At 70.3% G+C, this 18,974-nt stretch carries 15 protein-coding genes; 8 read left to right on the top strand and 7 right to left on the bottom strand.

Annotated elements, in window-relative coordinates:
* Window positions 1-70: 70 nt before the first annotated feature.
* The gene (gene dnaK, locus JOE48_RS18605; protein ID WP_210032019.1) at window positions 71-1,987 is read right to left on the bottom strand and encodes a molecular chaperone DnaK; all 1,917 of its coding nucleotides are present in this window, start codon (window positions 1,985-1,987) and stop codon (window positions 71-73) included.
* Window positions 1,988-2,377: 390 nt separating this feature from the next.
* Between dnaK and JOE48_RS18610 the strand changes: the two genes are divergently transcribed.
* Entirely contained in the window at window positions 2,378-3,370 is a 993-nt protein-coding gene (locus JOE48_RS18610; RefSeq protein WP_210032021.1) for a hypothetical protein, read from the top strand.
* 66 nt (window positions 3,371-3,436) lie between these two features.
* On the opposite strand, the gene JOE48_RS18615 is transcribed toward JOE48_RS18610, so the two are convergent.
* Window positions 3,437-4,057, bottom strand: a complete 621-nt coding sequence (locus JOE48_RS18615) for a YqgE/AlgH family protein (RefSeq protein WP_210032023.1) — start codon at window positions 4,055-4,057, stop codon at window positions 3,437-3,439.
* A 175-nt stretch (window positions 4,058-4,232) separates the two neighbouring features.
* Here JOE48_RS18615 and JOE48_RS18620 point away from each other — a divergent pair, with 175 nt between their 5' ends.
* Complete coding sequence (locus JOE48_RS18620; protein WP_210032025.1) at window positions 4,233-4,715, top strand: peroxiredoxin; 483 nt, start codon at window positions 4,233-4,235, stop codon at window positions 4,713-4,715.
* A gap of 92 nt (window positions 4,716-4,807) precedes the next feature.
* Entirely contained in the window at window positions 4,808-5,449 is a 642-nt protein-coding gene (locus JOE48_RS18625) for a DedA family protein (RefSeq protein ID WP_210032027.1), read from the top strand.
* A 5-nt stretch (window positions 5,450-5,454) separates the two neighbouring features.
* Here JOE48_RS18625 and JOE48_RS18630 read toward each other — a convergent pair whose 3' ends face one another.
* Together JOE48_RS18630 and JOE48_RS18635 are read right to left on the bottom strand one after the other, a co-directional pair.
* A complete protein-coding gene (locus JOE48_RS18630; protein ID WP_210032029.1) occupies window positions 5,455-6,204 on the bottom strand; it encodes a restriction endonuclease in 750 nt (249 codons plus the stop codon).
* A gap of 98 nt (window positions 6,205-6,302) precedes the next feature.
* Window positions 6,303-6,716, bottom strand: a complete 414-nt coding sequence (locus tag JOE48_RS18635; protein ID WP_210032031.1) for a MucR family transcriptional regulator — start codon at window positions 6,714-6,716, stop codon at window positions 6,303-6,305.
* A 410-nt stretch (window positions 6,717-7,126) separates the two neighbouring features.
* On the opposite strand from JOE48_RS18635, the gene JOE48_RS18640 reads away from it, so the two are divergent.
* Window positions 7,127-9,802 carry a bifunctional acetate--CoA ligase family protein/GNAT family N-acetyltransferase gene (locus JOE48_RS18640; RefSeq protein WP_210032033.1) on the top strand — a complete coding sequence of 892 codons (2,676 nt, stop codon included), beginning with the start codon at window positions 7,127-7,129 and terminating at the stop codon, window positions 9,800-9,802.
* 221 nt (window positions 9,803-10,023) lie between these two features.
* Here the strand turns inward: JOE48_RS18640 and JOE48_RS18645 are convergent, their stop codons facing one another.
* A complete protein-coding gene (locus tag JOE48_RS18645; protein ID WP_210032035.1) occupies window positions 10,024-11,664 on the bottom strand; it encodes a L,D-transpeptidase family protein in 1,641 nt (546 codons plus the stop codon).
* A 385-nt stretch (window positions 11,665-12,049) separates the two neighbouring features.
* Here JOE48_RS18645 and JOE48_RS18650 point away from each other — a divergent pair, with 385 nt between their 5' ends.
* Window positions 12,050-13,168 carry an acyltransferase family protein gene (locus tag JOE48_RS18650; protein WP_210032037.1) on the top strand — a complete coding sequence of 373 codons (1,119 nt, stop codon included), beginning with the start codon at window positions 12,050-12,052 and terminating at the stop codon, window positions 13,166-13,168.
* Here the strand turns inward: JOE48_RS18650 and JOE48_RS18655 are convergent.
* Window positions 13,155-14,333 (bottom strand): endo-1,4-beta-xylanase, encoded by a 1,179-nt coding sequence (locus JOE48_RS18655; protein ID WP_210032039.1) that lies wholly within the window; start codon window positions 14,331-14,333, stop codon window positions 13,155-13,157. The two genes, JOE48_RS18650 and JOE48_RS18655, sit on opposite strands and share 14 nt — an antisense overlap.
* A 155-nt stretch (window positions 14,334-14,488) precedes the next feature.
* On the opposite strand from JOE48_RS18655, the gene JOE48_RS18660 reads away from it, so the two are divergent.
* The 3 genes from JOE48_RS18660 (at window position 14,489) to JOE48_RS18670 (ending at window position 17,332) form a co-directional block, all read left to right on the top strand.
* Window positions 14,489-15,331 (top strand): SDR family NAD(P)-dependent oxidoreductase, encoded by an 843-nt coding sequence (locus JOE48_RS18660; RefSeq protein ID WP_210032041.1) that lies wholly within the window; start codon window positions 14,489-14,491, stop codon window positions 15,329-15,331.
* Between the two features lie 209 nt (window positions 15,332-15,540).
* Entirely contained in the window at window positions 15,541-17,013 is a 1,473-nt protein-coding gene (gene zwf, locus JOE48_RS18665; RefSeq protein WP_210032042.1) for a glucose-6-phosphate dehydrogenase, read from the top strand.
* Window positions 17,014-17,134: 121 nt separating this feature from the next.
* Window positions 17,135-17,332: a hypothetical protein gene (locus JOE48_RS18670; RefSeq protein ID WP_210032043.1), complete on the top strand. Its 198-nt coding sequence runs from the start codon at window positions 17,135-17,137 to the stop codon at window positions 17,330-17,332.
* A 26-nt stretch (window positions 17,333-17,358) separates the two neighbouring features.
* On the opposite strand, the gene JOE48_RS18675 is transcribed toward JOE48_RS18670, so the two are convergent.
* Complete coding sequence (locus JOE48_RS18675; protein WP_210032044.1) at window positions 17,359-18,873, bottom strand: glucan biosynthesis protein; 1,515 nt, start codon at window positions 18,871-18,873, stop codon at window positions 17,359-17,361.
* Window positions 18,874-18,974: the final 101 nt, after the last annotated feature.

The following is an 18,974-nucleotide window of genomic DNA, read 5'->3' on the forward strand; positions in this document are numbered from 1 at the left end:
CGGATCCGCGGCCCACGCAAACGCAGGGCCGGATCGCTCCGGCCCTGCGCGGTCGTATCAGAAATGCGCCTCAGGCGCGCTTCTTATGGTCCTTCTCGTCGACCTCCTGGAAGTCGGCGTCGATGACGTCGTCCTTCTTCTCGGAGGCCGCCGCCTCGGCCCCGGCATCCGGGCCGGCCGCCTGGTTGGCGGCGTACATGGCCTCGCCGAGCTTCATCGAGGCCTGCATCAGGTCCGTGGTGCGGGCCTTGATCGCCTCGACATCCTCGCCCTCGAGCGCGGACTTGAGCGCGGTCATCGCGGTCTCGATCGCGGCCTTGTCGGAAGCCGGGACCTTGTCGCCGTACTCGGTCACCGACTTCTCGGTGGCGTGGATCAGGCTCTCGCCCTGGTTCTTCACCTCGACCAGCTCGCGGCGCTTCTTGTCGGCCTCGGCATTGGCCTCGGCGTCCTTCACCATCCGGTCGATATCGGCATCCGAGAGGCCACCCGAGGCCTGGATGCGGATCTGGTGCTCCTTGTTGGTCGCCTTGTCCTTGGCCGTCACGTTGACGATGCCGTTGGCGTCGATGTCGAAGGTCACCTCGATCTGCGGCATGCCGCGGGGCGCCGGCGGGATGCCGACGAGGTCGAACTGGCCGAGCAGCTTGTTGTCGGCGGCCATCTCGCGCTCACCCTGGAAGACCCGGATCGTGACGGCGTTCTGGTTGTCCTCGGCCGTCGAGAAGGTCTGGGACTTCTTGGTCGGGATCGTGGTGTTGCGGTCGATGAGCCGGGTGAACACGCCGCCCAGCGTCTCGATGCCCAGCGACAGCGGGGTCACGTCGAGGAGCAGGACGTCCTTCACGTCGCCCTGGAGCACGCCGGCCTGCACGGCGGCGCCGATGGCCACGACCTCATCCGGGTTGACGCCCTTGTGGGGCTCCTTGCCGAAGAAGGCCTTCACCACCTCCTGGATCTTGGGCATGCGGATCATGCCGCCGACCAGCACCACCTCGTCGATCTCGGAAGCCGAGACGCCGGCATCCTTGAGCGCCTTGCGGCAGGGCTCGATCGTGCGCTGCACCAGATCGTCGACCAGCGACTCGAACTTCGCGCGCGAGAGCTTCAGCGCGAGGTGCTTCGGGCCGGTGTTGTCGGCGGTGATGTAGGGCAGGTTGATCTCGGTCTGGGTGGCCGAGGACAGCTCGATCTTGGCCTTTTCGGCGGCCTCCTTGAGGCGCTGGAGGGCCAGCTTGTCCTTGGTCAGGTCGATGCCCTGCTCCTTCTTGAACTCGGCCGTCAGGTACTCGACGATGCGGTTGTCGAAATCCTCGCCGCCCAGGAAGGTGTCGCCGTTCGTCGACTTCACCTCGAAGACGCCGTCGCCGATCTCCAGGATCGAGACGTCGAAGGTGCCGCCGCCGAGGTCGTAGACCGCGATCGTGCCGGACTTCTTCTTGTCGAGGCCGTAGGCGAGCGCCGCCGCGGTCGGCTCGTTGATGATGCGCAGCACCTCGAGGCCCGCGATCTTGCCGGCGTCCTTGGTGGCCTGACGCTGGGCGTCGTTGAAGTAGGCCGGGACCGTGATGACCGCCTGCGTGACCGGCTGGCCGAGATGCGACTCGGCAGTCTCCTTCATCTTCTGCAGCGTGAAGGCGGAGATCTGCGAGGGCGAGTACTTCTTGCCGTCCGCCTCGACCCAGGCGTCGCCGTTGTCGCCGCGGGCGATCGTGTAGGGCACGAGGCCCTTGTCCTTCTGGGTCATCGGGTCGTCGTAGGTCCGGCCGATGAGCCGCTTGATGGCGAAGAACGTGCGCTCGGGGTTCGTGACCGCCTGGCGCTTGGCCGGCTGGCCGACGAGCCGCTCGCCGTCGTCCGTGAAGGCGACGATGGACGGCGTGGTGCGCGCGCCTTCCGAATTCTCGATAACCTTGGGCTGCGTGCCTTCCATCACGGCCACGCAGGAATTGGTGGTGCCGAGGTCGATGCCGATAACTTTACCCATGGTGGGATCCCTCTTTGTGTCGCGTTCAAGCAGACCGCCGAGCCCCGAAGCAGCTCGGCCCATGGCGGTGTACGAAGGTGATGTGAGTATGGGACCCGGGCCGGATCAAGGGCCGTGAACGGCTGAAACCCAGCGCGCAATCCCGCGTCGAGGGCGATATAAGAAGCCCGCAACGTGCTCGCAAGGCGAAGCCTGCGTGCCGCGAAGGGATGGACGCAACGTCGCTATCCCCTTGTGTTCCCGTCAGGATATCGCTCGCGGCCGCGGTCTGGCCCGATAGCGTGATGGCATTTTGTTGCTTCGCTGCCACCTCCGCGCCATCGCGGGCGTGTTAACGTTTCGACAAGGGGTTGCGTGTGGCCCCGCCACTTCGTGTCCCCGTAGAGAACGATGCGTCTGAACCGCAGCTTCCTGCTCCCGATCCTAGCGGTCGCTGTCGCGATGCCCGCGATGCTGACGTCGCCGCCTGCGCGCGCGCAGAACTTCTTCGAGCGTCTGTTCGGCATCAAGCCGGAGCGGCCGCCGTTGCCGCCCCGCGGCGTGCCCGAGGCTCCGCCACAGGCACCTGCTCCGGGCGCGCCCGGCGAACCGGGTCAGCCTCCGGCGGCCGAAGCGCCGCGTCCGGCGCCCGCGCCGGCACGGCCGGTCGTGCTCAAGACCCCTTCGGAGGACGGGATCCTCGGCCAGGACCTCATGCTGAACGGGTTGTCCGGCTCCCTGAAGCTGGAACGGTCCGGCACCGGGATTACCGTTCGGATCAAGCTGCCGGGGACCAAGATCTCGCAGCCCGCTGACTCGTGCACGGTGCCGCTCGCGGGCGGCAACCCCGTCACGTTGAGTTCCGAGGGCAAGCCCGAGGGCGTCCCGCGTTTCGAGGCAGCCGGCGCGGAGTGTCCGCTGCGATTTGACGTCACCGAGGGTGGCGTCCTGGTCTCGACCCTGGGTTCAGGACCGATCTGCACCTTCTCGGCCGCGGACTGCGCCACGACACCCGCGGGCCTCTGGGGGCCGGCTGCCGCAACCCTGCTCCCGCGGGCCGGCGAGTTCGATACGGGCCGGGGCGTCGCCGACAAGGCCGTACGCGACAATTACAAGCTCATGACGCAGCGGGCCCGGCGCGAGGACGTGCGGCCGATCGTGAGCGAGCAGGCGGCCTTCTCGTCGGACCGCGAGCAACTCTGCCGCACCTATGCCCGGGAGGGCGCGCACGGGTTCTGCCACCTGCGTGTCACGGAGAACCGGGCACTGTCCCTGGCCACCCGCCTCGGCGCCAACACGGCGGTGCCGACCGCCGCGGCCGCGCCGCGCCGGCCCCGGCCGAAGCCCGCCGTCGAGGGCATGAATCCGGACGCGGGCGGCGGTGCCGACGCCGGTCCGGAATAGGCGGCCGCGCCGATCCGCGCCGAATCGCTGGCTGGCGGCGCGCCGCCGTCGCGATTCTTGGCCGGATCAGGCCCGGCCGGCGGTCATCGACAGCATCGCCGGGTCGATGCCGTTCGCCCGCAAGGCGAGGTCGTATTTCGCGTCGAGGTCGGCGTTGAAGATCAGGGCCGGATCGGCCGGGCAGTTGAGCCAGCCATTGGCCATGATCTCGCTCTCGAGCTGGCCCGCCTGCCAGCCGGCATAGCCGAGCGCCAGCACGGCGCTCGCCGGACCCTCGCCGCTGGCGATGGCCCGCAGGATCTCCACGGTCGCCGTCAGGCAGATGCCGTCGTCGATGATCAGCGTCGATTGCTGGATGTGGAAATCGTCGGTGTGGAGGACGAACCCGCGCCGTCCCTCGACGGGACCACCCATCAGGACCGGCATGTGCCCCACGCGCTCGCGCAGGCGGATCGCGTCCGCCTCGGGGGCCACGTCGAGCTGGACCAGCAGGTCCGGCATGCTGATGTCGGTCGCCGCCTTGTTCACGATGATGCCCATCGCCCCGTCGGCGGAATGGGCGCAGACGTAGATCACCGAGCGGGCGAAGCGCTCGTCTGCCATCCCCGGCATCGCCACGAGGAACTGGCCGTCGAGGAAGTCCGGTCCGGTGAGCGCGGAACGCGTGGGCGACGCTGGGTTCTGCATACCCACATGCTACGCGGTGCCCTCCGCTTGTCCAGCGGACAAAGCGCGCGACCGGTCTCCCGCGCCGTCACGGGCACGGGACTTCGACGCGGCTTCCTCGACAGGCCCTGTCCGCCACGCTAGGTCAGGCGCGCTGCTCACGCGCGCGATCTCGGCGCGCGGCAACGAGGAACCCGTGATGATCCAGGTTGGCGACCATCTGCCCCAGGCCACGTTCCGGGTGACCGGTCCGGAAGGCCCGATCGCCCGCACCACCGACGACGTGTTCAAGGGCCGGCGCGTGGTGCTGATCGGCGTGCCCGGCGCCTTCACGCCGAGCTGTCACCGCAACCACTTGCCGGGCTTCGTCACCCACAAGGACGAGATCCTCGGCCGCGGCGTCGACGCGATCGCCGTCACCAGCGTCAACGACGTCTTCGTCCTCGACGCCTGGTCCAAGGCCAGCGGTGCCGAAGGCCTGGAATTCCTCGCCGACGGCAATGCCGACTTCGCCAAGGCGATCGGTCTGGAGATGGACGGCACCGGTTTCGGTCTCGGCATGCGCTCGAAGCGCTACTCCATGCTCGTCGAGGACGGCGTCGTGCGCATCCTGAACGTCGAGGAGACTCCCTCGAAGGCCGAGGCCTCGGGCGCCGAGGCGCTCCTGAAGGTGCTCTGAGCCGGCCTTCCGCCCTCAGCGAGCCCTTTTAAGGCCACGTTCCCCCCGCTTCTGTCTTCGGGCTTTGCCCGAAGACCGGCCTCGAGGACCGCATGGCCTTCCTGAACGACTTGCCTATCGCTGACCTGATCGCGAATTACGGCTACATCGCCATTTTCGTGATCATCACCCTGGAAAGCGCCGGCGTGCCGTGCCCGGGCGAGACGGTGCTGATCTCGGCCGCCGTCTATGCCGGCAGCACCGGCAACCTCAATATCGGCCTCGTGATCACCGCGGCCGCGGCGGCCGCGATTCTGGGTGACAATGTCGGCTACTGGGCCGGCCGCCGCTGGGGCATGCCCCTGCTCCTGCGCTACGGGCACATGATCGCCCTCGATCACGGACGTCTCAAGCTCGGCCAGTATCTGTTCCGCCGGCATGGCGGGAAGATCGTGTTCTTCGGCCGCTTCACCGCGATGCTGCGTGCCTACGCGGCCCTGCTCGCGGGCGTGAACCGGCTGGATGCCCGGCGCTTCTTCGCCTTCAACGCGCTGGGCGGGGTCACCTGGGCGGCCAGCATGGGAATCGGGTCATATTATTGCGGACGCTCGATCGAGCACATCGTGGGTCCGGTCGGCCTGACGCTGCTGGCGCTGGTGGTGTTCGGCGGCCTGGCCCTCTGGCTGTTCGTGCGTCGGCATGAGGCGCGCCTGCTCAGCGAGGCGGAGAGCGCCATTCCAGGCCCGCTCGCCTGAAGCCGTCACATCGCGGCGAGGTCGAGCGCGGCGAGGGCATCGTGATGCAGGAGCAGCACGCCCGTCGCCGTCGCGAGCCGGCGGGCCGCCGGCGTGAACCCGGCATTCGAGACCACCGCGGCCCGGTCGCCCGCCCAGTAGCGCTGGGCCGCCGCCGCTTCCTGCACCGCGGCATTGCCGACGGGCTTGCTCAGCCGCTTGCACTGGACCACGAGGCGCAGGCCGTCACGCACCGCCACGATATCGGCACCCTGATCGCCGCTCGCCGGAGTCCGGTGCGCCCGCCAGCCGGCCTCGACGAGGCGCTCGGCGCAGAAACGCTCGTAATCGAGCCCCGATTCCGGAGCCTCTTCCTCGTCCGGGAGTGCGACTGCAGCGGCCTCGGCCTCGACGATTGCCAGCATCCGCTCGCGCTCCGAGACGGCGAGATCGGCGTAGCGCGGACCGATCTGCGGCAGCACCGTGCGATCGAGGAAGTATGCCCGCTCGCGCAGCCAGCCGTCCTCGATCCTGTTGCCGTAGGCGTCGCAGAAGCTCTCCTGCCGCCGCCGGAGCGCCAGGGTCTCGCCATGCGCCCGGGCGATGCGGCGCACCCGCGCCCGGAAGCGGCCGGGCCGACCGACATGGCGCGTCAGCACCAGCGTGAGCACGACGCCCGTCGCCGCGAAGCCGGGCGTGCCGTACCAGAACCCGAACGGGCAGCCGATCACGGCCGTCCAGAACAGGCGGGCGACGGGGCTGGGCTTGCCGGACATCGGGTCTCGGGAGTGCGGAGGGTCGCTCGACCCTCGCAAGCGCCCCTTGCCCGATACCTAAACCGGGGCCGGAAAGCTGTGGATGCGCGCGGACGCGCTCAGCCCTTCCGGCGCTGATGGCCGAGCCCCATGCTTTTGGCGAGGCTGGAGCGCGCGGCTGCATAGTTCGGCGCCACCATCGGATAGTCGGGCGGGAGGCCCCATTTCTGGCGGTACGCGTCGGGCGTCAGATCGTAATGGGTGCGCAGGTGACGCTTGAGCGACTTGAACCGCTTTCCGTCCTCCAGGCAAACGATGAAGTCCGGCTGGACCGAACGCCGGATCGGGACGGCAGGCCGTAACGCCTCCGCCGGCGCTGCAGCGGGCTGGCTGAGCCCATGCAGGGTCGCATGGACCGCCGCGATCAGGCCCGGCAGTTCCGGCGCGGGCACCGGATTGTTGCGCACGAAGGCCGATACGATGTCGACCGACAGCGTGAGGTAGTCCGGTTGCCCTTCAACCGTGGCATCCATCCCTCGATCTCCTCGCGATCCCTGGCCTCGGCCGCCGGTCTGGGCGGAACGGCCGGAATCTGTTTCTGGTTGGCCTGATACAGGGTAGTTAAGGCGCAGTTACTATGGTGATGTGAATTTGATGGCAAGACCAATCGAGATAGGTTGGCAAGATCCGGTTTGACGACGATAAAGGCTGGTGGATATTGGACATAGTGGGTGGCTCTTTGTGTCCGATCGGGCCGGGAGGCGTGTCCGACAGAGGCGTTTCGATCGGGCATCGCACGTGCGGCGGGCTGCGCGATCTGCTAGAGCGGCGCAGGCCTGGGGGCTCGCCGGATCCCGGTGCGAGCGAGGGACACCGCATGCACGCCGGCACGCATCGCCCACCGGATCTCATCCCGTGACGGCGGCCCCGTGAGCGGCCGGTCGTGAGTACCTATCGGTTCGACAAGCTGCTGGCGCCCCGCTCGATTGCCCTGGTCGGGGCCGTGACGCGGGAGGGCTCGCTGGGTCGCGGGGTGCTGGACAGCCTGCGCGGCGCCGGTTTTCCGGGCGCGATCATGCCGGTTCAGCCCGACCAGGCCGCCGTCGACGGCCTGCCCTGCGTGCCGCGGATCGCGGATCTGCCGGCCGTCCCCGATCTCGTCCTGATCGCGGTGCCGCCGCCGGGCGTTCCCGACGTCGTGGCGCAGGCCGCCGAGATCGGCGCGGGGGCGGCCGTCATCCTTACCGCGCGACTCGGCTCGGAGCCGGACGACCCCGGTCCGACGGCCCATCGGATCGCCCGTGCCCATGGCCTGCGCCTGCTTGGGCCCGACAGCGCCGGGCTGGCGGTTCCGGGCGCCAAGCTCAATGCCAGCCTCTTCGCCCACGCCCCCAAGGCCGGTGACCTCGCGCTCGTGTCGCAATCCGGCACCGTCGCCGCGGCCCTCGTGGAATGGGGCGCCCGCCACGGGACCGGCTTCTCGGCGGTCCTTTCGCTGGGCAGCGTGCTCGATATCGGCGTGGCCGATTGCCTGGATCATTTCGCTGCCGATTACCGCACCCGCGCGATCCTTCTCTGTCTCGACCGGGTTTCGGACGCACGCCGGTTCATGTCGGCCGCGCGCGCCGCGGCGCGCGCGAAACCCGTCGTGGTTCTGCGCGCCGGTCGCCATCGGCCGGACAGCCGGGCGGCCGTGACCCATACCGGCGCGCTGGCCCGCCCGGACGCGGTCTACGCGGCGGCCTTCCGGCGGGCCGGTCTCCTGGCCGTCCAAGATCTCGACGAGATGTTCTCCGCGGTCGAGACCCTGGGGCGCCAGCGTCCGTTCCCGGGCGATCGGCTGGCCATCCTGTCGAACGGCCGGGGCATCGGCCTGCTCGCCGCCGACCGGCTGATCGAGAAATCAGGCAGCCTCGCCGGAGCCGCCGCGGCCGAGGGGCGTCCGGCCGGCAATCCGCTCGACCTCGGCATCGATGCGGCCGGCCCGGCCTTCTCGGCCGCCCTGGGCCCGATGCTCGTGGACCGGACGAGCGATGCCGTGCTGGCGATCCACGTCCCGACCGCCCGCTCGGAGGCCGGCGAGGTCGCCGGCGCGATCGCCGAGACGGTCAAGCGGGCCCGTGCCGGCCAGACGCGCAAGAAGCCGGTCTTCGCGGTCTGCCTGGGCGATGCCGAGGCCGCGCGCGACGCCTACGCCCGGGCCGGGATCCCGCATTTCACCACCGATTCGGAGGCGATCGAGGGCTTCCTGCATCTCGTGCGTTACCGCGAGGCGCAGGACGACCTCATGCGCACGCCGGATTCGCTGCCGCGCGACTTCTCCCCCGACACGGCCCGCGCCCGCTCGATCATCGCCGGCGCCCTCCGCCAGGGCGCCGCGTGGCTCGATCCGATCGCGGTGAACGGCCTGCTGGAGGCCTACGGCATCCCGACCGTTCCGATCACGCTGGCCCCCGACAAGGATGCGGCCGCCGCAGCCGCCTGGCCGATCATCGCGGCGGGCGGAGCCGTGGCCCTCAAGGTCGTCTCCCCCGATGTCGTGCACAAATCCGATGTCGGCGGGGTTCATCTCGACCTCACCAGCGAAGCCGATGTCCGCGCGGCCGCGGGCAGCATCCTCACTCGGGCGCGCCGGGAGCGTCCGGACGCCCGGGTCACCGGTTTCGCCGTGCAGCCGATGGTGCGCAGGGGCCAGCGGCGCGAGCTCATCGCCGGCCTCGCCGAGGATCCGGTCTTCGGCCCCGTCGTGGTCTTCGGCCGCGGCGGCACGGCCGTGGAGGTGATCGACGACCGGGCGCTCGGCCTGCCGCCGCTGGACCTGATCCTCGCCCGCGACCTGATCGGCCGCACCCGCGTCGCCCGGCGTCTCGACAGCTACCGCGACGTGCCGGCGGCCGACCTGCCGGCGATCGCGCTGACGCTGGTGAAGCTGTCCCAGCTGGCCGCCGACCTACCGCAGGTCCGCGAGCTCGACATCAACCCGTTGCTGGCTGACGAGACCGGCGTGCTGGCGCTTGACGCCAAGGTGCGGATCGGCCGCTCCGACAAGCGGCAATACGGCCGCGGCCATCCGCGTTTCGCGATCCGCCCTTACCCGGCGGAGTGGGTCCGCACCCTCAACCTCAAGGACCGCACGATCCGCGTGCGGCCGGTGCGGCCCGAGGACGAGGGCCTGTTCCTGACCTTCTTCAAGGGGCTCGACCCGGAGGATCTGCGTCTGCGCTTCTTCGGGCCGGTGCGCGAGTTCAGCCATGCCTTCCTGGCGCGCCTCACGCAGCTGGACTACGCCCGGGCCATCGCGTTCGTGGCTACCGAGGTCGAGCCGAACGGGGGCGAGCGGATGCTCGGCGCCGTACGGCTGCACGCCGACGCCAATCACGAGAGCGGCGAGTACGCAATCGCGGTGGGCCGCGACGTCCGGGGCACCGGCCTGGCTTTCGCCCTGATGCGCCTGATGATCGATTGGGCGCGCTCGGAGGGGATCGGCCGGGTCGAGGGCTCGGTGCTGGCTGAGAACAGGCCGATGCTGGCCGTCTGCCGTCGCCTCGGCTTCGCGCAGGGACGCGACCCGGAGGATCCCGGCTTGGTGAAGGTGCAACTGCAACTGGCGGGGGTTTGACGTCTGCTCGGATGCAGGGCGCTCCCGCCATCGTCTTCCCGTGGCCGCGGAAGCGGAAACCCGGATCCAGACCCACCGACGCGCCAAGTCTTTCACCGACACAGGGTCTGGATCCCGGGTTCGCCTGCTGCGCCCCGGCATGACACGGACGGGTGGCCCGCGAGGACGTCAGGCTTCGCGCGGCTCCATCCCGAAAGCCGGCACCCATGAAGTGGCCCCTGTCAGCGGCGCTCCGCCGTGGGCTTGGCCGAAGCGGGCTTCGTCGGGCCGGGATTGGCTGCCGCCGGGGGCACCCCGGCGGGTCTGGCCGTCGGCGCAGTGGCGGCCGGCTTCACGAGCGCGGGGACGGCGGCCGCGGGCGGGATCGCGCCGGTGGCCGCAGGTTCCGGCGCCGGGGTGTCGAGATTGTAGATGTCGTCGCGGAAATGCACCTTGCCGTCCGGGGTGGCGTAGCCCGTGAGGTACACGAAGGTCACCGGAACCGGCTTGGGCAGTTTGATGTCGCGGCGCTCGCCGTCGGCGATGCCGGTCTCGATCTCGATCGGCCCCCAGCTCGTGCCCGGACCGTTCGGACCGTCGGTGCCCTGCAGCAGCCACCCGACGAGCTCCTTCACCTGCCCGACGCGGACGCAGCCGTGGCTGTGGAAGCGCACGCTGGCGGCGAATAGCGATTTCGCCGGCGTGTCGTGCATGTAGACGGCAAAGCGGTTCGGCATGTCGATCCGCACCTGGCCCAGGGAATTGTCGAAGCCGGAATCCTGCCGCAGCGTGTAGTTGACGGCCTTCTCGCCCGCCCAGTCGATCTTGGTCGGGTCGACCTCGCCGGTCGCGCCGAGGATCCGGATGTGGTTCTTGGCGAGATAACCGGGATTCTTCCGCATCTGCGGGATGATCTCGTTCTTCACCACCGACGCCGGCACCGTCCAGGTCGGGTTGAAGTTGATGTCGGTGATCCGCGTCTCGACCGCCGGCGTCGCCTTGTCGGGGGAGCCGACCACCGCGACGTAGCGGCGGACCACTGCGCCGTTCTCCACCGCCTCGACGACGGCCGACGGGATGTTGACCACGACGTAGCGCTCGCCGAACGGGAATTTCGAGCCCATCAGCCGAGCCGCCGAGGCGGCGAGCTGACGCTGACGCACCGGGGCCGGCACGTTGAGCGCGTTGATCGTGAGGCGGCCCAGAATGCCGCTGTCGGGCAGGCCGTGGCGGCCCTGGAAGGCCGCGATCGCCGCCACGAGGGGCGGGTCGAGGCGGTCGCTCGGGGGCGCGTCCGCCGCCAGATCGCCGGTCAGGGTCAGATGGTGGCGCAGCGCCGGGATCCCCGGGCTGCGTTCGCCGGGCTTCAGGCGCGCGAGATCCTCGGGCAGCCGTTCCCAGCCGCCGGCCTCCGCGAAGGCCGCGTAGCGCTCCGCCGCCCGGAGCGTGTCCAGGAAGGTGCGCGACGTCAGCGTCGGATTCGGGTCTGCGGAGACCTTGGCGTAGACGAGGGGCGCCGGCTCACGCGGTTTCCTCGCCGCTTCCTGCGGCTTGCCCTGGAGGGACCTGGATTCGGGGGATGCCGTCTCCGTGGGCTTGGGCTCGGTCGGCTTTGCCTCGGGACCTTTTGCCTCCGGCACCTTGGTTTCCGGAACCTTGGCCTCCGGGCCCTTGCCAGCCGATGCGGCGTCCGGGCTCGGTGGCACGGAGACCGGAATGGCGCGCGGAGGGATCGGCCCCGGAGGCGGGCTGGCCGCCGGGACGGCCGCGGGGGCACCCTCTGCCAGCGCCGCGACGGACGTGCCGAGCAGCGCCAGGAGCGACAGGCCCGCACCGAGAAGGGCGCGCGGGCCGGCAGGACGGCGGGGTGGGACCGGGACCATACGCAACACTCCCGACGCGCTCAGGCGGCGCGACCGGGACGGATGATGGGCCGGCGTGGTTACCAATCTCCTCCGACCCCGAGAGCGGTCCGAGATCGGGATTCACGATCCCGCAATTGGTCCAGCCGCGTGAGGTTTCGTGCGGATGTTGGCCGGCGCGAAAAGGGCGCTAATACATTTTGTGATTGGCTGGCTTCGGCACCCTCGTCTTCGCGGGCGGCGTGCAGCCATCCAGACAGCGCCACGTTCATCGACGGCGCGCTGCCCCGGGTGACGCTTCGCTCGTGATGACGAAACGGGTTGCCTCGACCGAGGCGGTCAATCGGACACCGCATGGCTGGTCCGCCGTGGCAGCCCAGGCCCAAACAGGAGATCGGTCCCCAGAATGCCGCATCCCGGAGACCCGCGTCCCGCCGCGATGCCCTACCTGCCGCAGCTCGACGGGGTTCGGGCGCTCGCCATCCTGATCGTGTTCGCGGCCCATTGCGGCTACAGCCACGTCGTGCCGGGCGGCTTCGGCGTCACAATCTTCTTCTTCCTCAGCGGCTACCTGATCACCACGCTCCTGCGGATCGAGCGGGCGCGGACAGGTGCGGTCTCGCTCCCCGCCTTCTACCTTCGGCGGTGCCTGCGCATCCTGCCGCCGATGTACCTGACGCTGCTCGCCTCCGGAGCGCTCTACGCGGTGGGCGTCCTCGACTGGATGCCGGTCGAGCCGGCGGCGGTGCTGGGCCAAGTGACCTTTCTGACCAACTACCCCGGCCTGTTCGGCACCGAGGCGGTGCTGCCGGTGCCGCTCTGGAGCCTCGCGATCGAGGAGCACTTTTACCTCGTCTTCCCGCTGGCCTTCGTGCTCTGGCTCGGGCGCCTGCGGCCGCACCGGGCCGCGCTCGCCTGCCTGGGACTCTGCGCGGCGGTCCTGGCGATCCGGTGCATCAATGTCTGGCGGCTGCCGGATTACAGCCTGAACTACAGCTGGACCCACACCCGGATCGACGCGATCCTGTTCGGCGGCTGCCTGGGCCTGTGGAACAACCCGGTGATCCCGGCCGACCGGGCGTGGCGCCCCGCGCTCTGGCACGTCGCGGCGAGCCTGGCGGTGATCCTCGGGACCCTGGCGGTCCGCGACCCTGCCTTCCGCGAGAGCCTGCGCTACACGCTCCAGAGCGCCGCCCTGTTCGTGCCCTTCGCTTACCTGCTGCACGGGGAGGGACGTCTGGTGCAGCTGCTGGCGAGCCGGCCGATGCGCCGGCTCGGGCTATGGTCTTACAGTTTCTACCTCGCGCACATGACCGTGGTGGCGCTGGTGCTGCACCTGAGGCCCGGGCTCCACGGGATCGGGCTGATGCTGGCGGCCTTCCCGGTGACGCTGGTCTGGTGCTGGGGCATGTACGGCCTTGTCGAGCGCCCATGCGCGCGTCTCCGTCGCCGGCTCCTGGTGGACCGGCCGCCGGAGCCGAGTCTCGTCGAGGGCGGCCGCCGGGCCGGCGTCACGCCCGCCTGAGTTTGTCGCGGGCGGTCCTGTGATCCGGCGCGGCCTCGAAGGCCGCCTTCATCGCGTGCCAGAGCGGCTTGCGCTGGAACTGCGCGTCGAGCGGCAGCGCCCGCTGCGGCAGGCCGTCGGGCCGCTTGCGATAGGGGTGGTCGTTCAGCCACGTATCCGGGTCGTAGATGTCCCAGGTCACGACATCGAGGCAGGCGGGCTCGTCCAGCACCACGTCGAGGAAGCGGCGGGCAAAGTCGGCCACCTTGCGGTCGCGGGTGGCCACGTCGGACGGGAATGCCCGGTCGTCGATGTCGAGCTCGGTGATCTCGATCCCCAGTCCCATTTGGCCGATCTCCCGCAGGAAGCGGCGCAGCTGGCCCTGGTCGATCGGGATCGTGCTGGTGAGATGTGATTGCAGGCCGAAGCGCCGGATCGGCACGCCGCGGGACCGCATCGCTTCCAGGCGGCGCAGGACCTTGGTGCGCTTGGCCTCCATCCAGGGCACGCCCTGCTCCACGGCGTCCTCGTTCCAGGTGCCGGCGGCCGCGGGGTCGGTCTCGTGCAGGATCCGGAAGGCGAGATCGACGTAGCCGGGGCCGATCGAGGCGAGCCACGGCGAGTCGCGCAAGCCCCCGCCGCGGTCGGGATCGGCCTCGTTGCCGAGGATCTCGTTGACCACGTCCCAGGCGACGATCTGGCCCCGGTAATGGCCCGCCACCGTCTCGATCCAGCGCCGCATGAAGTCCTCGGCCTGGACGGCGCTCGCCCGGCCGAGCAGCGGCCCGACCCAGGGCGGCAGCGCCGCATGCCAGACGAGCGTGTGGCCGCGCATGCGCTGGCCGTTCCCCCTGGCGAAGCGCAGGAGCGCGTCGCCGCGGGCGAAGTCGGTCTTGCCGGGCGCCGGCAGGACCTCCTCCATCTTCATCTCGGTGCCGCAGACGAGGAGGCCGCACTCGCGCGCCACCGCCTGCCGGTAGGCGGGTGTCGCGTCGAAGCGGTGGAACGGCACCTCGCAGCCGTACGTCAGGCCCTTGGCGGCCGCAGCGGCCTGGAGGCTGTCACCCGACCAGGATGGCCGGCCGAGGGGCCCGAACCCGGCCGCGCCCGCCGCCCCCGCCGCCGTCGCGAGGCCGAGGGAGGCCGCACCGATGAGGATTGACCGGCGGCTCGGGGGAGGGGGCATCCGGGTCCTGAAGTCCAAAGGGCGCAGCCTCACCCTAACAGAAGCCGCCCCTGCGACGATCCGCGGCTTCTGCGGGGTTTCGATACGCTGCCGCGAACTCGCCTTCCTCCAGGCTCGCCCCATCTGAAGGGCGCCATCCAGCCGAGGACCGAGTCATGAGCCAGCATCCCGCGATCAGTCCCGGTCGCAACGCGGTCGTCACCGGTGCTGCGAGCGGGATCGGGCTTGCCGCCGCGCAGGCCTTCGCCCGGGCCGGCATGAACGTCTGGCTCGTCGATCTGCCGGGACCCGCTCTGGACGCAGCCCGTGCCGCCGTGGCCGAACTCGCCGCCGTCGAGGTCCGCGCGGTGCCGACCGACGTCGCGGATCGTAGAGCCATGGATGCGCTGGCGGCCTCCGTGGCCAAGGCCGGCCCGCCCGCCGTGGTGATGCTGAATGCCGGCATCGAGGCCGGCGGCACGCTGTTCTCCGACGCCGACACCTGGACGCGGATCCTCGGCACGAATCTCGGGGGCGTGGTCAACGGCATCCACGCCTTCGCGCCGGCCATGATCGAGGGCGGCAAGCCCGGCGCGCTCATCGTCACGGGCTCGAAGCAGGGCATCACGACGCCGCCGGGCAACGCGCCCTACAACGTCTCGAAGGCAGGCGTGAAGGCCGTGACCGAGGCGCTCGCCCACGAGCTGCGCAACCGCGCGGGCTGCCAGACCACCGCCCACCTGCTTATCCCCGGCTTCGTCTACACGGGCCTGACCAAGGCCCGCGGCGTCGCCGAGAAGCCGGCCGGCGCCTGGACGCCCGAGGAGACCGTGGCCTTCATGCTGGAGCGGCTCGCCGGGCAGGATTTCTACATCCTCTGCCCCGACAACGAGACCACGCGAGCCCAGGACGCGAAGCGCATCGCCTGGGCGTCCGGCGACATCATCGAGAACAGGCCCGCCCTGTCGCGCTGGCATCCGGACTACGCGGAGGCGTTCAAGCGGTTTATGGAGGGCTGACCCATTCGGCGTGGCGCGGCCCTGGGTTGCTTCGCTGCGCGCGCAAGGACGGAGCGTGACGCCATCGGGTTGACCGGACCTGTCGCAGCCTCGACCCGATCCGGGCAGCGCTGACCTGCGCCCCTCGTCTGGCGAAGCCCTTGCACCCAGGTTAGGTGAGTGCGACGCAGCAACCGCACGAGTCAGCGCACGCCAACCGGGAGCCGCTCTTGGCCACGATCATCCCCGTCGCCTCCTTCGACTGCGTCGTGTTCGGCGCGACCGGCGATCTGACCGCGCGAAAGCTTCTGCCGGCCCTGTTCTACCGCTTCCGGGACGGCCAGATCCCCGAGACCAGCCGGATCATCGGCGCCTCGCGCTCGGAACTGTCCCTCGATGCCTTCCGCGAGCATGCCCGCGACGCGCTGAAGCGCTTCGTGCCCGCTTCCGACCTGACCGAGGACGCCCTCGCCCGATTCCTCGACCATGTGGATTACGTCGCGGTCGACGGCGCGGGCGAGAGCGGCTGGGACGACCTCGTGGCCAAGCTCGACGAGCGGCCCGGGCAGGTCCGACCCTACTATCTGGCGACCTCACCCGACCTCTACGGCTCGATCTGCCGCAACCTCGCCACCCACGGGCTCGTGGGCGAGAAGTCCCGCGTCGTGCTGGAGAAGCCGATCGGCAAGGACCTGAAGTCGGCCCGCGCCATCAACGACGCGGTCGGTGAGGTCTTCCCCGAGTCGCAGATCTTCCGCATCGACCACTATCTCGGCAAGGAGACGGTGCAGAATCTGCTCTCGCTCCGCTTCGCCAACACCATCTTCGAGCGGCTCTGGACCTCGGACGTGATCGACCACGTCCAGATCACGGTCGCCGAGACGGTGGGGGTCGAGGGCCGGGCCGGCTACTACGACACGTCGGGCGCCATGCGCGACATGCTGCAGAACCACATCCTGCAGCTGCTCTGCCTCACCGCCATGGAAAGCCCGCTCAATCTCGAGGCGAACTCGGTCCGCGACGAGAAGCTGAAGGTGCTGCGCGCCCTCAAGCCGATCACCACGCACGACATCCAGAGCGCGACGGTGCGCGGCCAGTACGTGGCGGGCGCCGTCGACGGCAAGCCCGTGGACGGCTACCTCGCCGAGCTCGGCCACGAGAGCCGGACCGAGACCTTCGTGGCCATGAAGGTCGAGATCCAGTCGGGGCGCTGGGCCGGCGTGCCGTTCTACCTGCGCACCGGCAAGCGCCTGCCCCAGAAGCTCTCCGAGATCGTGGTGCAGTTCCGCGCCTCGCCGTTCTCGATCTTCCCCGAGGAGGCCTTCGGCCGCGAGCCGAACCGCCTCGTGATCCGCCTGCAGCCGCAGGAAGGCATGAAGCTCGAGGTGATGACCAAGGATCCGGGGCCCGGCGGCCTGCGCCTGCGCCCGACCGATCTCGACATCTCCTTCGAGGAGACCTTCAAGCAGCGCTATCCCGACGCCTATGAGCGCCTGCTGATGGACGTGGTCCGCGGCAACGCCACCCTGTTCATGCGCCGCGACGAGGTCGAAGCCGCCTGGGCCTGGGCCGACGGCGTGCTCAAGGCCTGGGCCGACCGGCCCGAGGCGCCGCGGCCGTATCCGGCCGGGAGCTGGGGGCCGACCGCCGCCATCGCGCTGATCGAGCGCGACGGTCGGACCTGGCACGAGGAATTGCGGTAGCGCCACGCGCCGGCTTACGGCCAAGCTGCCTTGATGCGGTCAAGCCCGATGTGAAGACTGTCTCTGCCGCCGATCACTGCCCCGCGAGAGGGTGGATCCGGTCTGCACGAGGGATCATCACATGCTGGACATCCATCAGGACGCCGCACGGGTCGAGCGCCGCCTGGAGCGTTCGGTCGCTGCCGCCCTGCGCGTCATCGCCGCCGCCCATGTCGAGCGGCAAGCGCCGCCGGTCTCCGCCGCGCGCCGCCGCCTGAGCGAGGTCTACGGCGCGACCCGGCTGGCGCGGCGCCTGGAACAGGAGCGCCGGACCGCCTGAGCGCGCTCGGCGAAGGGACGACGGGATCACACGGCTGAATCCCAGGTCTCGCTGAGCGGGGCCGGCCCCCGGACCAGCCGAGCGCGCAGCACGACATCGCCCGTCGGCATCGGGTCCGGCGGGCGCCACTCGACGTAGATCCGCCATCCGCCGGTCTGCGGCACGAAGTTGGCCACCGGCTCGTGCATCGTGCCGGCGCTGGCCGAGACCTCCGCGGCGACGTCGTCGTCGGGGCCTTTTGGCAGGCCTGGGCCCTCGAAATCGATCACGCAGAGCCGCCGCTGCGGGTTCGGCGGGTTGGTCGGGCGCAGGCGTTCCGCCGAGCCGAAGCGCGTGGAGGTGACCCTCGCGAGGGCGGTCTCGGGGATCGCCGTCACCGGCTCCGCTCCGACCGTGGTCAGGCCGTAGGCGAGCCGCAGCGGGGTACCGGGCTGCGCCGGAGCCGCCGGCACGAAGGCCGCGACGATGTTGTCGGCGTATTCTTCGCCGGAGGGGATCTCGTAGAGCTGCACCGCGCCCGCCGCGAAGGCACTGTCCGCACGATCGGTCGCGACCCACAGGCCGGGCCGGGCCTCCTGGCGCGCCTCCACGTCGAGATAGGCCTCAAACCGTCGCTCGCGCTGCAGCAGCCCGAAACCCGCCAGCGGCTTGGCCGCGAAGGCGGAGATCTGCGGCTGGCTGCGGCCGTTGACCAGAGGCCGCCAGAGGCGATCGACCCGCGCTGGATCGCCCCCGGCTGCGACGCAGAGCCCATCGGAATCGTGCACCTGCGGTCGGAAGTCGTCGAACGGCTTCGCGCCCCGGGCGCCGGGTCCGTTCTGGCCGTGCAGGAACATGCTGGTGAGCGGCGCCAGGCCGAGCTTCGCGAGCGGGCGACGCGGATGGAGCGCCGCGGTCACAGTGATCCGGGCCGGATCGCCGGGGGCGATCTCGAACCGGTAGGCGCCGGCCAGGCTCGGACTGTCGAGGATGGAAAGCACCGTCAGGGTGCGTGCCTCGGGCTGCGGCTCGCAGATCCAGTGGGCGATGAAGTCGGGAAATTCCTCGCCCTCCGGGGCTCCGGTGCCGATCGCGAGCCCGCGGGCGGAGAGGCCGTATTCCTGGTTCGCCGCCCGCAACCGGAAATAGGAGGCGCCGAGGAAGACCAGGAACTCCTCCTGGAAGCCCTTCGGACGCCACGAGGGCGTGTCCGGGAAGGCGTAGTGCAGGCGGAAGCCCGCGAAGCCGAGATCCGGCGCGAAATTCTGGCCGGCGAGCCGCCGGCCGAGGTCGAACAGCCGGCTCTCGTAGGGGATCGGGCGTGCCGGCCCGCTCAGGGGTTGGAGGTGGAGCGCCACGCGCTTGCGCTGCAGGAAGCCGCGGTGGAAGAACTGCGCGCTGAAGTTCCGGCCGAGGTGCAGGCTCTCGCCCGACCGGAACGTGATCGCCCGGTAGCCGTCGTAATCGAGGGCCGCGAGCGCGGGCGGCAGATCCTCGGGCGGTGCGACGTAGGCGGCTGCGGCCAGGCGCGCCGCCTGATCGGACAGCGTCTCGAACGTCATCGCGCCACCCTGCGGCGGAAGCGCCGACCCGGCCCACGTTCTGGACCCATTCAGATCGGCCGCGCTAGGTAGAACCGTGCCGGCAGCCGCGGTCAGGACTG

The sequence above is a fragment of the Methylobacterium sp. PvR107 genome (genome assembly GCF_017833295.1).
Classification (GTDB): Bacteria; Pseudomonadota; Alphaproteobacteria; order Rhizobiales; family Beijerinckiaceae; genus Methylobacterium.

Excerpts from the sequence above, each read along its gene's own strand:
- dnaK (WP_210032019.1), bottom strand. The coding sequence starts at position 1,987 with ATGGGTAAAGTTATCGGCATCGACCTCGGCACCACCAATTCCTGCGTG.
- JOE48_RS18610 (WP_210032021.1), top strand. The coding sequence starts at position 2,378 with ATGCGTCTGAACCGCAGCTTCCTGCTCCCGATCCTAGCGGTCGCTGTC.
- JOE48_RS18615 (WP_210032023.1), bottom strand. The coding sequence starts at position 4,057 with ATGCAGAACCCAGCGTCGCCCACGCGTTCCGCGCTCACCGGACCGGAC.
- JOE48_RS18625 (WP_210032027.1), top strand. The coding sequence starts at position 4,808 with ATGGCCTTCCTGAACGACTTGCCTATCGCTGACCTGATCGCGAATTAC.
- JOE48_RS18630 (WP_210032029.1), bottom strand. The coding sequence starts at position 6,204 with ATGTCCGGCAAGCCCAGCCCCGTCGCCCGCCTGTTCTGGACGGCCGTG.
- JOE48_RS18635 (WP_210032031.1), bottom strand. The coding sequence starts at position 6,716 with ATGGATGCCACGGTTGAAGGGCAACCGGACTACCTCACGCTGTCGGTC.
- JOE48_RS18645 (WP_210032035.1), bottom strand. The coding sequence starts at position 11,664 with ATGGTCCCGGTCCCACCCCGCCGTCCTGCCGGCCCGCGCGCCCTTCTC.
- JOE48_RS18650 (WP_210032037.1), top strand. The coding sequence starts at position 12,050 with ATGCCGCATCCCGGAGACCCGCGTCCCGCCGCGATGCCCTACCTGCCG.
- JOE48_RS18655 (WP_210032039.1), bottom strand. The coding sequence starts at position 14,333 with ATGCCCCCTCCCCCGAGCCGCCGGTCAATCCTCATCGGTGCGGCCTCC.
- JOE48_RS18660 (WP_210032041.1), top strand. The coding sequence starts at position 14,489 with ATGAGCCAGCATCCCGCGATCAGTCCCGGTCGCAACGCGGTCGTCACC.
- JOE48_RS18670 (WP_210032043.1), top strand. The coding sequence starts at position 17,135 with ATGCTGGACATCCATCAGGACGCCGCACGGGTCGAGCGCCGCCTGGAG.
- JOE48_RS18675 (WP_210032044.1), bottom strand. The coding sequence starts at position 18,873 with ATGACGTTCGAGACGCTGTCCGATCAGGCGGCGCGCCTGGCCGCAGCC.